Annotated in this window: 12 protein-coding genes; 7 read left to right on the top strand and 5 right to left on the bottom strand. The window is 61.2% G+C overall.

All coding sequences use genetic code 11. The annotated features are described in order from the left end of the window. Positions 1 to 43: 43 nt before the first annotated feature. Positions 44 to 985 carry a cysteine synthase A gene (cysK, locus tag HDE79_RS00875; RefSeq protein WP_184600043.1) on the top strand — a complete coding sequence of 314 codons (942 nt, stop codon included), beginning with the start codon at positions 44 to 46 and terminating at the stop codon, positions 983 to 985. Positions 986 to 1,073: 88 nt separating this feature from the next. Here cysK and glnA read toward each other — a convergent pair whose 3' ends face one another. The 4 genes from glnA to HDE79_RS00855 all read right to left on the bottom strand — a co-directional run bounded on the left by glnA (position 1,074) and on the right by HDE79_RS00855 (position 5,296). Further along, on the bottom strand, positions 1,074 to 2,483 hold the full coding sequence (gene glnA / locus HDE79_RS00870) for a type I glutamate--ammonia ligase (RefSeq protein ID WP_184600042.1): 1,410 nt from the start codon (positions 2,481 to 2,483) through the stop codon (positions 1,074 to 1,076). A gap of 225 nt (positions 2,484 to 2,708) precedes the next feature. Continuing rightward, the gene (locus HDE79_RS00865; RefSeq protein WP_184600041.1) at positions 2,709 to 4,067 is read right to left on the bottom strand and encodes an ammonium transporter; all 1,359 of its coding nucleotides are present in this window, start codon (positions 4,065 to 4,067) and stop codon (positions 2,709 to 2,711) included. A gap of 21 nt (positions 4,068 to 4,088) precedes the next feature. After that, positions 4,089 to 4,427, bottom strand: coding sequence for a P-II family nitrogen regulator (locus tag HDE79_RS00860; RefSeq protein ID WP_184600040.1), 339 nt, complete (start codon positions 4,425 to 4,427; stop codon positions 4,089 to 4,091). A 104-nt stretch (positions 4,428 to 4,531) separates the two neighbouring features. Continuing rightward, positions 4,532 to 5,296, bottom strand: coding sequence for a TorF family putative porin (locus HDE79_RS00855; protein ID WP_184600039.1), 765 nt, complete (start codon positions 5,294 to 5,296; stop codon positions 4,532 to 4,534). Positions 5,297 to 5,334: 38 nt separating this feature from the next. On the opposite strand from HDE79_RS00855, the gene HDE79_RS00850 reads away from it, so the two are divergent. Further along, positions 5,335 to 5,661, top strand: a complete 327-nt coding sequence (locus HDE79_RS00850; RefSeq protein ID WP_184600038.1) for a hypothetical protein — start codon at positions 5,335 to 5,337, stop codon at positions 5,659 to 5,661. 400 nt (positions 5,662 to 6,061) lie between these two features. Then, positions 6,062 to 6,862 carry an undecaprenyl-diphosphate phosphatase gene (locus tag HDE79_RS00845; protein WP_184600037.1) on the top strand — a complete coding sequence of 267 codons (801 nt, stop codon included), beginning with the start codon at positions 6,062 to 6,064 and terminating at the stop codon, positions 6,860 to 6,862. A 20-nt stretch (positions 6,863 to 6,882) separates the two neighbouring features. Here the strand turns inward: HDE79_RS00845 and HDE79_RS00840 are convergent, their stop codons facing one another. After that, on the bottom strand, positions 6,883 to 7,857 hold the full coding sequence (locus HDE79_RS00840; RefSeq protein ID WP_184600036.1) for a LysR family transcriptional regulator: 975 nt from the start codon (positions 7,855 to 7,857) through the stop codon (positions 6,883 to 6,885). 142 nt (positions 7,858 to 7,999) lie between these two features. On the opposite strand from HDE79_RS00840, the gene HDE79_RS00835 reads away from it, so the two are divergent. The 4 genes from HDE79_RS00835 to HDE79_RS00820 are packed head-to-tail and all read left to right on the top strand — an operon-like array spanning position 8,000 to position 14,636. Then, the gene (locus HDE79_RS00835) at positions 8,000 to 9,229 is read left to right on the top strand and encodes an efflux RND transporter periplasmic adaptor subunit (RefSeq protein WP_184600035.1); all 1,230 of its coding nucleotides are present in this window, start codon (positions 8,000 to 8,002) and stop codon (positions 9,227 to 9,229) included. Between the two features lie 4 nt (positions 9,230 to 9,233). After that, the gene (locus HDE79_RS00830) at positions 9,234 to 12,434 is read left to right on the top strand and encodes a multidrug efflux RND transporter permease subunit (RefSeq protein ID WP_184600034.1); all 3,201 of its coding nucleotides are present in this window, start codon (positions 9,234 to 9,236) and stop codon (positions 12,432 to 12,434) included. 1 nt (position 12,435) lies between these two features. Beyond that, a complete protein-coding gene (locus HDE79_RS00825; RefSeq protein WP_184600033.1) occupies positions 12,436 to 13,869 on the top strand; it encodes an efflux transporter outer membrane subunit in 1,434 nt (477 codons plus the stop codon). After that, a complete protein-coding gene (locus HDE79_RS00820) occupies positions 13,866 to 14,636 on the top strand; it encodes an SDR family NAD(P)-dependent oxidoreductase (RefSeq protein ID WP_184600032.1) in 771 nt (256 codons plus the stop codon). Before HDE79_RS00825 ends, HDE79_RS00820 begins: the two co-directional genes overlap by 4 nt. Position 14,637 lies beyond the last annotated feature (1 nt).

The raw sequence follows: 14,637 nt of genomic DNA, 5'->3' as shown, positions 1-14,637 counted from the left end.
GCGAGCGATGATTCCTACCCCCTATCCATCCACCGGAGTCACCATGATCTACGAAAGCATTCTCGACACGATCGGCAACACACCGGTGGTGAAGCTGCACCGCCTGGCACCCAAGCATGTCGAGATCTATGTCAAGGTGGAGGCGTTCAACCCGGCTGGTTCGGTGAAGGATCGGCTCGCCCTGGCGATCATTCTCGATGCCGAAAAACGCGGTGTGCTGACACCGGGCCAGACCGTGGTGGAAGCCACCTCTGGCAATACCGGCGTCGCCCTGGCCGCCGTCTGTGCGGCTCGCGGCTATCCGTTTGTGGCGGTGATGACCGAAACATTCTCGATAGAGCGGCGCAAGCTGATCCGCGCCTATGGCGGCAAGGTGCTGCTGACGCCAGCCGCCGAACGTGGCACCGGCATGGTACGCAAGGCAGCCGAGCTGGCGCAGAAGCACGGCTGGTTTCTTGCCAATCAATTCGACAATCCGGCCAACCCCGCCTACCACCGCAATACCACCGCGCCGGAAATCCTACGCGATTTCGCCGGTCGCCGGCTGGATTATTTCGTCAGCGGCTGGGGCACCGGCGGCACGATCACCGGCGTGGGTGAGGTACTCAAGCTAGCCCGACCGGACGTAAAAATTATTGCCACCGAACCGGCCGGCGCCGCGCTGCTGTCCGGCAAGGAATGGCAGCCGCACAAGATCCAGGGCTGGACGCCGGACTTTCTGCCGGGCGTGCTGAACCGCGAGATTGCCGAGCGTATCGTGCCGGTCGATGACGTGCTGGCGCGCGACACCGCACGCGCGCTGGCGCAGAAGGAGGGCATCTTTGTCGGCATCTCCGCAGGAGCCACGCTGGCCGCTGCGCTTGAAGTCGCCCGCGATGCGCCGGACGGTTCGGTACTGCTGACGATGCTGCCGGATACCGGTGAACGCTATCTGTCGACGTTCCTGTTCGAAGGCGTCAACGAAGGCTCGGACGAGATCGCCTGAATACCCTGCCTGTGTTCGATGAGCATAGGCATCGACGATAAAAAACGGACGCCGAGGCGTCCGTTTTTTGTTGCGACTTCCGTCGAAGTCAGAGCGAGTAATACATCTGGAACTCGACCGGGTGCGTGCTGGCACGGTAGCGGGTGACTTCCTTCATCTTCAACTCGATATAGGCATCGAGGAAGTCGTCGGTAAACACGCCGCCGGCCTTGAGGAAATCGCGATCCTTGTCGAGCGCTTCCAGTGCCTGATCGAGGCTGGAGCAAACTTGCGGGATGTTCTTCTCTTCTTCCGGCGGCAGGTCGTACAGATCCTTGTCGGCCGGGGCACCCGGGTCGATCTTGTTGATGATGCCGTCGAGGCCGGCCATCATCAGCGCGGTGAACACTAGGTAGCCCGACTGCATCGGATCGGGGAAGCGCACCTCGATGCGGCGACCCTTCGGGCTGGCCACGTACGGGATGCGGCAGCTGGCCGAACGGTTACGTGCCGAATAGGCCAGCATCACCGGCGCTTCGAAGCCTGGCACCAGACGCTTGTAGCTGTTGGTGGTGGAGTTGGAGAATGCGTTGATCGCCTTGGCATGCTTGAAGATGCCACCGATGTACCACAGCGCGGTCTGCGACAGGCCGCCGTAAAGGTCACCGGCAAACAGGTTCTCGCCGCCTTTGCTGAGCGACTGATGCACGTGCATGCCGCTGCCGTTGTCGCCGACGATCGGCTTGGGCATGAAGGTAACGGTCTTGCCGTTCTGATGCGCGACGTTCTTCACCACGTACTTCATGGTGATCAGCTCATCGGCCTTCTTGACCAGCGTGTTGAACTTGACGCCGATCTCGCACTGACCGGCGTTGGCCACTTCGTGGTGATGCACTTCGACGGTTTGACCGAGCGACTCCAGCACCTTGCACATGTCGGCGCGCAGATCGCCCAGCGAATCGACCGGGCTGACCGGAAAGTAGCCGCCCTTGATGCCGGGGCGATGGCCGGTGTTGTCGCCGTCGTACTTGTACTTGGAGCTCCACGCGGCTTCCTGCGAGGTGATCTCGTAGAAGGCATGCCCCATGTCGTTCTGCCAACGCACCGAATCGAAGACGAAGAATTCGGGTTCCGGCCCAAAGAAGGCCGTGTCGGCGATGCCGGTGGATTTGAGAAACGCCTCACCGCGCTTGGCTATGGAACGCGGGTCGCGGCCATAGGCCTGCATGGTCGACGGCTCGAGCACGTCGCAATGCAGAACCAGCTGGGTGTGTGCGCTGAACGGATCGAGATAGGCCGTATCCGGATCGGGCAGCAGGACCATGTCCGACTCGTTGATGCCTTTCCAGCCGGAAATCGACGAACCGTCGAACATCTTGCCGTCTTCGAACGTCGAATCGTCGATCGCGTGGGCGGGAAAGCTGACGTGATGGTGGACACCGAGGATGTCGGCGAAGCGGAAGTCGACGAACTCGACCTCGTGTTCCTGAATTAGATCGAGCACTTTCTTGGCGGACATACGAACAACCTCGGATGGTGAGTGACAGGCAGCTTTAGCAAGCGTCATGCCATGGCGTGAAACCGCGATTTCATCCGCAGTTGCGCCATTGGCGACGGCTGCAGCGTGACGTATCGCATCATACACGGGCAATTCTGCACGTTATTTGCACCATTATGAAGCAATGCGGTATGGCAGACCCAGGCCGAGCAGGCGTGAACCTGCCATACCGATATGTCGGATAGGTTAAGCCTCGTATGCGCTCTCGCCATGCGAGCTGATATCCAGACCTTCGCGCTCGGCTTCTGGGCTGACGCGTAGTCCGAAGATCAGCTTCACGATCAGGTAGACGATCACTGACACTACGCCGCTCCACACTAGCGTGATCGACACGCCGAGCGCCTGCACACCCAACTGCTGGGCAATCGTGGTGTTGCCGGTACCGAAGCCGGTACCGCCGAGCACCGGTGCGCTGAAAACGCCGGTGAGCAAAGCGCCGACGATGCCGCCGATACCATGCACACCGAACACATCGAGCGCGTCGTCGGCCTTGAGAATCTTCTTCAGCCCGGTCACACCCCACACGCAGAAGACGCTCGCCAGCGCACCAATCACCAGCGAGCCCATCGGACCCACCGTGCCGCAAGCCGGAGTGATGGCGACCAGGCCGGCAACAGCGCCGGAAGCACCACCGACCATCGACGGCTTGCCTCTTTTGACGACTTCGACAAGCAGCCACGACAGCACCGCAGCCGCTGTTGCAAGCAAGGTGTTGATGAAGGCCAGGGCGGCACCGCTGTTGGCTTCCAGGTTGGAGCCAGCATTGAAGCCGAACCAGCCCACCCAGAGCAGGGCCGCGCCGACCATGGTGAAAGTCACGTTGTGCGGCTTCATCGACTCTTTGCCCAAGCCCAGTCGCGGACCCACCATGTAAGCACCGACCAGACCGGCGATACCGGCATTGATGTGCACCACGGTGCCGCCGGCAAAGTCCAGCGCGCCCTTGGCGAACATGAAGCCGTCAGGCCCGAACCAGACCATGTGCGCGATCGGCAGATAGGCAAAGGTGAACCACAGTGCGGTAAACGCCAGCACGGCGCGGAAGCGCATGCGTTCGGCGAACGAGCCGACGATCAGTGCACCCGTGATTCCCGCGAAGGTGGACTGGAACACGATGAACACGTACTCAGGCAGCGACACGTTGGCGGTGAACGTGGCCGACAGCGTGTCCTTGGTCACCCCATGCAGGAACACCTTGCTGAAGCCGCCAATGAACGCGTTGCCCTCGGTGAACGCCAGGCTGTAGCCATAGATGACCCACAGCACCAGGATCATCGAGAACACCGTCATCACCTGCATCAGCACTGACAGCACGTTCTTTGCACGCACCAGGCCGCCGTAGAAAAGTGCCAGGCCCGGCACCGTCATCAGCAGCACCAGCAGGGTCGAGGTAAGCATCCAAGCCACGTCGCCCTTGTCGACCACCTGGACCACGGGTGCTGCAGCGAAGGCAGAAGGTGCCAGCAGAAGCAGACACAAGAACACGAATGACGTCATACACCCCGGCAGGCTGCGCGAGTGGCGGATCAACAGAAGCTGTTTCATGGAAACCTCGCAGGGCAGGATTTAGAGGGCGTCGGCGTCGAGTTCGCCGGTTCGGATGCGGATGACTTGTTCGATGGTGCTGATGAATATCTTGCCGTCACCCACGCTACCGGTTTTCGCCGACTGCTGAACGGCCTCCAGCACCGTATCGAGCAACTCGTCGGCAATCACCACCTCGAGCTTGAGCTTGGGCAGAAAGTCCACGACGTATTCCGCGCCGCGATAGAGTTCGGTGTGGCCTTTCTGCCGTCCGAAGCCGCGTACTTCGCTCACCGTAATGCCACTGACACCGGCATTGGTCAACGCCTCACGCACTTCGTCCAGCTTGTAAGGCCGGATGATGCAGCTGATCAATTTCATGCCTATCTCCAGACGTTGATGCCGCAGTGGTCACCCATTGCGGCTGGTAAATACTTTTTCAAAAAGCCGGTGGTCCAAAAGTACCTTATTCAAAAATTTTCGAATCAAAATGATTTGCTGAGCGTGAGAATCTCGGTGGCACGGCCAACGAAATGTCCATCAGCGTTGGTGTAAGCGCTGCGCTTGGCATTCGTGTCGTAGTAGCCGAGGCCAATCGAATAACCATTGGCCCAGGCGCGTGTCACGCCCACCCTCCAGTCGGTGTAGGAAAAACCCGGCGTATTCGAAACATCCTGATGCCCGACATGCGAGTTCAAGGTCCAACCGGGACTGAACTCATCGTTGTAGGACAGATCCACATAGCCGCTGTTCTTGCTATCCGGGAAGCCGAAGAGGTTGGTGAGCGCGTACGAGTACTTCAGCGCAATACCCTTCCAGGTCAGCGATGCATAGGCTTCCGTCGTGTACGGACGGGTGAAGTCTGATGGATAGGTACCGGGGTAGTAATACGTGTACAGACCGACGTCATAAGCCCAGTCAGGACTCAGATTGCCGCGATAGCCGCTGTAGATATCGATTTCCAGGCTGCTGGAAATGCGCGCTTCTGGCGTTGACGCATCGGACAACCAGCTGATGTTGCTGCCCCAGGTGCCGACATACCAGCCGCTGGCATCGTCGTACTCGATACCCGGCTGGAACGCCGGTTTGCGATTGGTTTGCGACAGGCCGCGGAACAGATAATCGTTCGTTGCCGTCACGCTACCGACGACCTTGTCGGCAGGCGCTTCAGGTGCATCATCCGCCATTGCAGCCATCGGATCGCTCAACATCACCGCACTTGCAAGCAGCCACTGCGTCGTTCGCCTCATCGTGTTGCTCCTAGGCTTATGTGTGAAGCGCAGATCGCATGGACGTCTGGACGTCCATAACTTACCGCGACTTTGACAAAGTCGACAAGGCGATCCGCCTGAGGTGGCTTACGCATCGGCAACGAAACAGCTTCGGCGGTGCTTTCGCGACCACACGGAAAAGCGAAGTTTTGATGATTCGACAAGGGGTTTTGTTCGACGGAACTGCCAAGGCGCTGGCGACTTGTCGTAAAAGCACCACTGCAATCCCGGGCGCCGGCCACGATGCGAGCGACGGCAATGTTCAACGGGACGATGTTTCAAACAGTCGGCGCGACAAAACCGGAGAGACGCGGTTCCATCGCAGCGCGACCATGCACCAATAGTTGACTGAGATCCCTGCGACGAGAGATTTCCGAACGCTGCTGGCGCGTCAATCGACGCTGCCGCACATAACGTTGCAAACCTTGCTGACGACTTGATCCTGCCTCAGTTTTTTGTGCATTGCAATACTGTGACGCAATTATTTTCGACTTATTTTGCTTTGGGCCTCTGCGCCTGCATGCCTGGACCGGTATTGAAGTTGCCGCCGCTGCAACGGTGGCGAAGACGTCGCAGCGACGGCTTGGCGGGACGAATACCACGAACCTTGGCGCATCGCAGCACGCGTTCGGCCAGCGATATCGCCCTGTAGCGGCCGTGTCTAAGCAGATTTCGCGAAGCGCTTGCACCTAAGCTAGGCTGCCTTGTCTGCGGCCGCGCCGCTTCATCGAAGGCTTGCTTCTCTTGACTGATTTGATCCACGTTATCTTGCTTGGCATCATCGAAGGCATCACCGAATTTCTGCCCATTTCCAGCACCGGCCATCTACTGATCGCGGAGAAATTCGGGCTGGGTGCGCGATCGGATCTGTTCAACGTCGGCATCCAGGCGGGCGCGATTCTCGCGATCACTTTCATTTACTGGAAGCGCATCTGGCAGCTGTTTTCGCAGTGGCGCGAACCGACCAATCGCGATTATCTGCTGAAGCTGATCGTGAGTTTTCTCATTACCTCGGTGCTTGGCGCCATCATCGTGGTGCACTTTCACTTCAAGCTGCCCGAGACAATAACGCCCGTCGCTTGGGCGCTGGTGATCGGTGGCGTGTGGATGATCGTGGCCGAACAAATCGCGGCGCGGCAGGTCGATCGCACACAGGTGACCTGGCGTGTAGCGATTCTGGTCGGCATTGCGCAGATGATCGCTGGTGTCTTTCCCGGCACCTCACGTTCGGGCGCAACCATCTTTACGGCGATGTTGGCCGGTACCAGCAACCGCGCCGCCGCCACCGAGTTCGCGTTTCTGGTGGGTATCCCGACCATGTACGCGGCAACCGGCTACGAGCTGCTGAAAGTGTTGAAGGATGGTAGCGCCGCGAACGAAAACTGGACCGCATTGGTCGTCGGCTTTGCGGTATCACTGATCGTCGGCTTTGTCGCAGTGAAGTGGCTGCTTGGCTATATCCGCAGCCATCGCTTCACTGCGTTTGCGATCTACCGCATCGTGCTGGGGCTGGCGCTGCTCTTGCTGGTGCCGGCGGGCGGCTGATAGCGCCCACTGCCGGTCGCTCACGCCAAGGCGGCGATTCGCTCGATCTCTTTCGTCGCAGCATCTGCGGCTAGCCGCGCATTGAGCAGACACTGCGGTTCGCAAGTGCGCTGGAACAGCTCGCTGACCCATTCGATGAACGCCTGCACCCGCGCGGATAGATGACGCTTCTGCGGGTAGACGATCCACAGCGGTGAGCCGGTGGAAATCGTATCGGTCATCACGATTTCCAGCTCGCCCTTGGCCAACGCAGCCGCGGCCAGACAGTGCGGTACCTGGATGATGCCCAGGCCGGCGACCGCCGCCTGAATCACCGACTCGCCGTCGTTGATCAGCATATGCGCATCGATATCCAGTTCGACCCGACCGCTCGGCGTGTCGAACTGCCACTGATACGCCTTGCCGGTACTCGGAAAAACGTAGTTGATGCAATGGTGCTGGCGCAGATCGTCAATCGTATTCGGCACTCCATGTCGAGCCAGATAGGAGGGCGCAGCGAGCAGCACGTTGTTGAAGTGGCCAAGCTTGCGCGCGATCAGGCTGGAATCTTCCAGCACGCCCATGCGGATGGCGCAATCGTAGCCTTCTTCGTTGAGATCGAACGGGTAATCGCACATCGCCAGTTCGAGCCGGATATCCGGATAGCGCGCCTCGAACTCGACCAGATTCGGAATCAGCGCGGAGCGGCCAATCGCCGAATGAGCGGCGACGCGCAGCTTGCCCACCGGATGAATGCGCGCGTGACCTAGGGCTTCGGTCGCTTCGGCAAGATCGGCCAGGATTTCCTTGCAGCGGGCGTGGAATGACGCACCGTCGTCGGTCAGCCGCAGCGATCGCGTCGAACGGGACAACAGTCGGGTGCCGAGCTGGGTTTCCAGCCGGGCCACGGCACGACTGACCCCGGAAGGCGTCATGCCCAACTGGCTGGCGGCAGCGGCAAAGCTCTTGGCTTCGACCACGCGAACGAAGGTCGATATGGCTGAAAAGTCTTCCATAGCGCGGTTTTTCCGTTGATTCGTGATTCTGGCTCACGAGTGTAGTGCTTGATGAACGGATTATCTATACCGACTGGTACACCTATTCTTCCCAGCCTTCGCTGACGGCCCTGCCGCCTGCGCCCTGTTCTGGAGATTGATGATGTCAACAAACCACACCAAAAAGCGCTGGATTCCCCTCGCGCTGGCCATTGCGCTGGTCATCGGCAGCTGGGCAGTACTCGGCGAACACGGCCAGACCCACGCCCAGAGCAACAGCGCGCCACCACCGCCATCCGTCACCGTCGCACAGACCCTGGTACGCACCATCAGCGATGCCGATGAGTTCACCGGCCGCCTGCAGGCCGTCGACACGATTCAACTGCGGCCCCGCGTCAGCGGTTACGTCGATAGTGTGCAGTTCACCGAAGGGGCGCTGGTCAAGAAAGGCCAACTGCTGTTCCAGATCGACCCGCGCCCGTATCAGGCTGAAGTCGATCGGCTACAGGCCAATCTGGGCCAGGCGCGTGCCGAACTGGTGCTGGCCGATGCCAACGCCCAGCGTGCGCAGAAACTGCTCGATCAGCATGCGGTGTCGCGCGAAGAAGCCGACCGCATGAGCACGGCGTCGCAAAGCGCGAAGGGACAGGTTGCCGCGGATAGCGCCGCGCTGGAGACCGCGCGCCTCAATCGCGAGTTCACCGAGATACGTGCGCCGATCGACGGTCGCGTCAGCAATGCGCTGATTACCGCAGGCAACCTGGTCACGCCGAACGACGTATTGACCAGCGTGGTCAGCGTCAATCCGGTTTATGCGTATTTCGATGTCGACGAGCACAGCTACCTCAAACTCGATCGCCTGCGTCGCGAGCATGGTGCAGCTCCCCAGATCGCGATGGCGCTGGCTGATGAAACCGGCTTCCCGCACGACGGCCACATCGATTTCGTCGACAACCAGCTGAGCGCGGCCAGTGGCACCATCCGTCTGCGCGCCGTATTCGACAACACCGATGCCAGCTTCACCCCCGGCCTCTACGTGCACATGCAACTGCGCAGCGAGAGCAAACAGCCGCGTGCGTTGATCGACGACCGCGCTGTCGGCACTGATCTCGGCAACAAGTTTGTCTACGTACTCGACAAGGATCGCAAGGTCGACTATCGCAAGATCACCACCGGTCCGTTGCTCGACGGTTTGCGCGTGGTGACCGATGGCCTGAGCGCCAGCGATGTCGTGGTCGTGAACGGTCTGCAGCACGTGCGCCCCGGCATGGAAGTGAACCCAACCAAGGTCGCCATGGCGACCCGCAGTCTCGACCCCAACGCCAATCAACTGGCGAGTGGCGGCGGTGGCAGCGCACCCAAAGGCAATGCGCTGACCAGCGCGCAGGACTGATCCGATGAAACTCGCTCAATATTTTGTGGATCGACCGATCCTCGCCGGCGTGCTGTCGGTGCTATTGCTGATCGCCGGCACCATCTCGCTATTCCAGCTGCCGATCGGCGAATACCCCGAAGTGGTACCGCCGACCGTGGTGGTACACGCCAGCTACCCGGGCGCCAATCCGAAAGTGATCGGCGAGACCGTCGCCACGCCGCTCGAAGAACAGATGAACGGCGTCGAAGGCATGCTCTACACGGCCTCGCAATCGACCAGCGACGGCGCCATGACGCTCACCGTGACATTCGCACTGGGCACCAATCTCGACGATGCCCAGGTGCAGGTGCAAAACCGCGTGGCGCAGGCACTGCCGCGGCTGCCGGAAGAAGTGCAGCGGCTTGGTGTGACGACACAGAAAAGCTCACCCGACCTCACCATGGTCGTGCACCTGATTTCGCCGAATCAGCGCTACGACATGCTGTACCTGTCGAACTATGCGCGCCTGCACATCAAGGATCAGCTGGCCCGCCTCGACGGTGTCGGCGACGTGCAGATTTTCGGCGCCGGCGAATACAGCATGCGCGTATGGCTGGACCCGCAGCGCCTGGCCAACCGTGGCCTGACCACCGGTGACATCGTGCACGCGATCAACGAGCAGAACGTCGAAGTGGCGGCCGGCGCACTGAATGCATCGCCCGGCCCGAACAACAACGCCTTCCAGCTCAACATCAACACCCAGGGCCGACTGGTCACCGAGGACGAATTCCTCAAGATCGTCGTGCGCACCGATCCAAACGGCGGCGTGACTTACCTGCGCGATGTCGCGCGGGTGGAACTGGGCTCAAACAATTATGCGCTGCGCAGCCTGCTCAACAACAAGCCGGCGGTGGCGGTACCGATCTTCGCGCGGCCGGGCTCCAACGCGATCCACATTTCCGACGAAGTGCGCAGCACGATGGCGCAATTGAAGAAGGATTTCCCGCAAGGCGTCGACTACAAGATCGTCTACGATCCGACCGTGTTCGTGCGCGGCTCGATCGAGGCGGTGGTGCACACGCTGTTTGAGGCGATTGTGCTGGTCGTGCTGGTCGTGATCCTGTTCCTGCAGACCTGGCGTGCCTCGATCATCCCGCTGGTAGCCGTACCGGTGTCGCTGGTGGGTACGTTCGCGGTCATGCATCTGGCCGGCTTTTCACTCAACGCGCTGTCGCTGTTCGGACTGGTGCTGGCGATCGGCATTGTGGTGGATGACGCCATCGTGGTGGTGGAAAACGTCGAACGGCATATCGAGCATGGCCTATCGCCAAAGGACGCCACGCGTCAGGCGATGAAGGAAGTCACCGGCCCGATCGTGGCGACCGCCTTGGTGCTGTGCGCTGTGTTTGTGCCGGCGGCGTTTATCAGCGGCCTGACCGGTGAGTTCTATCGTCAGTTTGCCTTGACCATCGCAATCTCCACCGTGATCTCGGCATTCAACTCGCTGACCCTGAGCCCGGCACTATCCGCCTTGTTGCTGAAAGAGCGTGGCGCACCCAAGGACGCGCTGAGCCGCGGTATCGATCGTTCGTTTGGATGGCTATTCCGTCCGTTCAATCGCTTCTTCGTGCGCAGTGCCAACGGCTACGTCGCTGGCGTGCAGCGGGTGCTGCGTGCCGGTTCGGTGGCGCTGATTCTTTACGGCGGCCTGGTGCTACTTGGCCTGTTCGGCTTTGCCAAGGTACCAACCGGTTTCGTGCCGGCACAGGACAAGCAGTACTTGGTGTCATTCGCCCAGCTGCCGGACGCCGCCTCGCTGGATCGTTCCGAAGCCGTGATTCGTCGGATGAGTGACATCGCGCTGCAGCAACCGGGCGTGGAGAGTGCCGTTGAATTTCCCGGCCTGTCGATCAACGGTTTCACCAACAGCAACAACTCCGGCATTGTCTTCGTCACATTGAAACCGTTCGAGGAGAGGCGCGATGCCTCGCTCTCGGCCGGCGCGATCACGGCAGCGCTGCAACAGAAATATGCAGCGATCCAGGAGGCATACATCGCGATCTTCCCGCCGCCACCGGTCAACGGTCTGGGCACCATCGGCGGCTTCCGCCTGCAGGTGGAGGATCGCGGCGACCAGGGTTTCGAGGAACTGTACAAGCAGACCCAGAACCTCATCACGGCAAGCCAGAAGGAGCCTGCACTGGCCGGGCTGTTCTCCAGCTATCAGGTCAGTGTGCCGCAGATCGATGCCGACGTGGATCGCGAGAAGGCCAAGGCCGAAGGTATCGATCTGAGTGATGTCTACCAGACCATGCAGGCCTATCTCGGCTCGCTCTATGTCAACGACTTCAATCGTTTCGGTCGCACGTACCAGGTGAATGTCTCGGCCGAGCCCGGCTTCCGGCATGAGCCGCAGGACATCACTCAGCTGAAGACGCGCAATGCCAAGGGCGACATGGTGCCGCTGGGTTCGTTCGTCAGCGTGCGCCAGAGCGTGGGTCCGGATCGCGTGCAGCATTACAACGGTTTCCCGACCGCTGAAATCAACGGCGGCGCAGCACCGGGCTACAGCTCGGGCCAGGCGCAGGATGCGATGGAGCGGCTGGCCAAGGCCAACCTGCCGAATGGCATGTCGTTCGAGTGGACCGAGCTGACCTATCAGCAGATTCTCGCCGGCAATACCGCGGTGCTGGTCTTCCCGCTGTCGGTGCTGCTGGTATTTCTAGTGCTCGCCTCGTTGTACGAAAGCCTGACCCTGCCGCTGGCGGTGATCATGATCGTACCGATGGTTTTGCTATCCGCGATTACCGGGGTGTGGCTGAGCGGCGGCGACAACAATATCTTCACCCAGATCGGCCTGATCGTGCTGGTAGGCCTGGCGTGCAAGAACGCGATCCTGATCGTGGAGTTTGCCCGCGAGGCGCAGATCCTCGAAGGATTGGACCGCGTACAGGCCGTACTGGAAGCCGCCCGGCTGCGGCTTCGCCCGATCCTGATGACCTCGTTCGCGTTCATCATGGGCGTGGTGCCGCTGGTGTTGTCGCACGGCGCTGGCGCGGAGATGCGTCACGCAATGGGCGTGGCGGTGTTCTCCGGCATGCTCGGCGTCACCTTCTTCGGCCTGTTGTTCACGCCACTGTTCTACGTGCTGATCCGCCGCTGGAGCGAGAACAGCGCCGCACGCCGGGCCGCGCGCAAGGCAAGCCACGTCGCGCTGCCGGCACCCGCTTTCGAGGAACACTAAGATGACTTCCCTTTACCGTTTGAGTGCGCTCGCGAGCGCACTGCTCCTCGCCGGTTGCATCACGGTCGGACCGGACTATAAACACCCGGTCGAGAAGCCGGTCACGCTGCAGGGTGTCGATGCTACACAGCAGTCGCCGATCAATTTCCAGGCGAACTGGTGGACACAGTTCAATGACACCACGCTCGGTGCGCTGATTACGCGTGCCGCCAAGAACAGTCCGGATCTGAAAATCGCGCTGGCGCGGCTCAACCAGTCACGCGCACTGCTCGGTACCGCACGCTCCCAGCAGCTGCCGGATATCGAGGCGCAGACCAGCTACTCGCGCAGCCGCGAACAGCAGCCCGGCTTCACCACCGGTCGCGAGACCATCACCAACTATCAGGCCGGCTTTGATGCCAGCTGGGAGCTGGATCTTTTCGGCGGCGTGCGTCGTTCCGTCGAGGCCGCACGCGCTGATAGCCAGGCGGGCGAAGCCTCGCTGCAAGACGCGCAGGTGACGCTGTTCGCCGAGGTAGCCCGGCACTACTTCGACTTACGCGGCACCCAGCTGCGGCTCGACGTGGCAAGGCGCGACATCGACAACCAGCGTGACTCGCTGAAACTGATCAAGAGCCGCGCCGATGTCGGCACCGGCTCTGATCAGGACGTCGCCAGCGCCCGCGCGCGGCTAGCCGCCGTGGAAGCACAATTGCCCGTGCTGGAGACTCAGGCGCAAGCTGACACCTTCCGTCTCGCCGTGTTGCTGGGTGAACGCCCGGGTGAACTGGATATCGACCTGTCACCAAAGACCTTTCATCCGATCGATACCTCGCTGCCGATCGGCAATGCGGGCGATGTGCTGGCACGCCGGCCTGATATCCGCGTCGCGGAGCGCGAACTCGCGGCAGCAAATGCCCGTATCGGTGTGGCCAAGGCAGACTGGTTTCCGCATATTTCGCTGGGCGGCTTTGTCGGCTTTCTTGCCGGGCGCAGCAATGACTTCGGTGGCGCCGAATCGCGTGCATGGTCGATGGCACCCAGCATCAGCTGGGCCGGCCTCAATGTGCAGCGCGTGCGCTCCGGCGTAAAGGCCAGCGAGGCGCGTGCCGATGAGGCGAAGGCGAACTATCAGCGCACCGTGCTCGGCGCGCTGGAAGACGTCGACAACGCACTGGTCGGCTACAACCAGCAACGCGTGCGCGTGCAGAAGCTGGACGAACAGGCCACTCAGAGCACCCGCGCCGCCGAGCTGGCACGCATTCGTTACGAAGCCGGCGCGACCGACTATCTGGAGCTGCTCGACGCCCAGCGCACGCAGCTGAGCGCCGAGGACCAGCTGGCCGAAGCCGAAGCCGGTATCAACCTGCAAGCCATCGCGTTGTACAAGGCACTCGGCGGCGGTTGGCAGGCCTGTGCTGACGAGCATTGCGATACGCTGGTCAGCGCGCCATGAACACCGCGCCTTCGCCGGCGCGCAGGAAGTCGCAGCGCGCCTCTTCGCTCTTCACCGCCCCACCGCTGGTGCAGCAGATTGCGCTGGTCAGCGGCGCCAACCGCGGACTGGGTGTGGAGATCGTGCGGCAGCTGGCGGCCACCGGCATGACCGTGCTGCTGGGCAGTCGTGAACTGGCGCTCGGCGAAAGCGCCGCGCGCCGGCTGCGTACTGATGGTGCGGACGTAACGGCGATCAAGCTTGACGTCACCCAGCAGAAAGACATCGATGCCGCCGCGCGATATGTCGAAAACACCTATGGACGTCTGGACGTCCTCGTCAACAATGCCGGTTCCTACTACGACATGGGTGAGCTACCTTCATCGATCGACATTGACACCGTTCACGCTGCGCTCGACACCAACCTGTTTGGCGCATGGCGGCTGAGTGAGGCGATGCTGCCACTGATGCGACCGTTCGGCTTTGGCCGCATCGTCAACCTGTCCAGCGGCTGTGCCTCGAGCACGATCGACGGCGAATGCTGCCCGGCCTATCGCGTCTCGAAGGCCGCGTTGAATAGCTACACCCGTGCGCTGGCAGCGGAGCTGACTGGCAGCGGGATTCTGGTCAATGCGGTGTGCCCCGGATGGACCAATACGGAGATGGGCGGCGCCGGCGGAAGACCGGTCAGCGCAAGCGCGCAAGGCGTCGTCTGGGCGGCGTGCCTGCCCGGGAGATCGTCGACGACCGGTGGCTTTTTCCGCGACGGCGAAATCATTCCGTGGTGAA

The sequence above is a fragment of the Rhodanobacter sp. MP1X3 genome, assembly GCF_014207165.1.
GTDB lineage: Bacteria > Pseudomonadota > Gammaproteobacteria > Xanthomonadales > Rhodanobacteraceae > Rhodanobacter.
Note: the sequence above shows the minus strand (reverse complement) of the source record. Positions and strands in the feature narration are given on the sequence as shown.

Coding starts and splice junctions, on each gene's coding strand:
- cysK (WP_184600043.1), top strand. CDS start 44: ATGATCTACGAAAGCATTCTCGACACGATCGGCAACACACCGGTGGTG.
- glnA (WP_184600042.1), bottom strand. CDS start 2,483: ATGTCCGCCAAGAAAGTGCTCGATCTAATTCAGGAACACGAGGTCGAG.
- HDE79_RS00865 (WP_184600041.1), bottom strand. CDS start 4,067: ATGAAACAGCTTCTGTTGATCCGCCACTCGCGCAGCCTGCCGGGGTGT.
- HDE79_RS00860 (WP_184600040.1), bottom strand. CDS start 4,427: ATGAAATTGATCAGCTGCATCATCCGGCCTTACAAGCTGGACGAAGTG.
- HDE79_RS00855 (WP_184600039.1), bottom strand. CDS start 5,296: ATGAGGCGAACGACGCAGTGGCTGCTTGCAAGTGCGGTGATGTTGAGC.
- HDE79_RS00850 (WP_184600038.1), top strand. CDS start 5,335: ATGGACGTCTGGACGTCCATAACTTACCGCGACTTTGACAAAGTCGAC.
- HDE79_RS00840 (WP_184600036.1), bottom strand. CDS start 7,857: ATGGAAGACTTTTCAGCCATATCGACCTTCGTTCGCGTGGTCGAAGCC.
- HDE79_RS00835 (WP_184600035.1), top strand. CDS start 8,000: ATGTCAACAAACCACACCAAAAAGCGCTGGATTCCCCTCGCGCTGGCC.
- HDE79_RS00830 (WP_184600034.1), top strand. CDS start 9,234: ATGAAACTCGCTCAATATTTTGTGGATCGACCGATCCTCGCCGGCGTG.
- HDE79_RS00825 (WP_184600033.1), top strand. CDS start 12,436: ATGACTTCCCTTTACCGTTTGAGTGCGCTCGCGAGCGCACTGCTCCTC.
- HDE79_RS00820 (WP_184600032.1), top strand. CDS start 13,866: ATGAACACCGCGCCTTCGCCGGCGCGCAGGAAGTCGCAGCGCGCCTCT.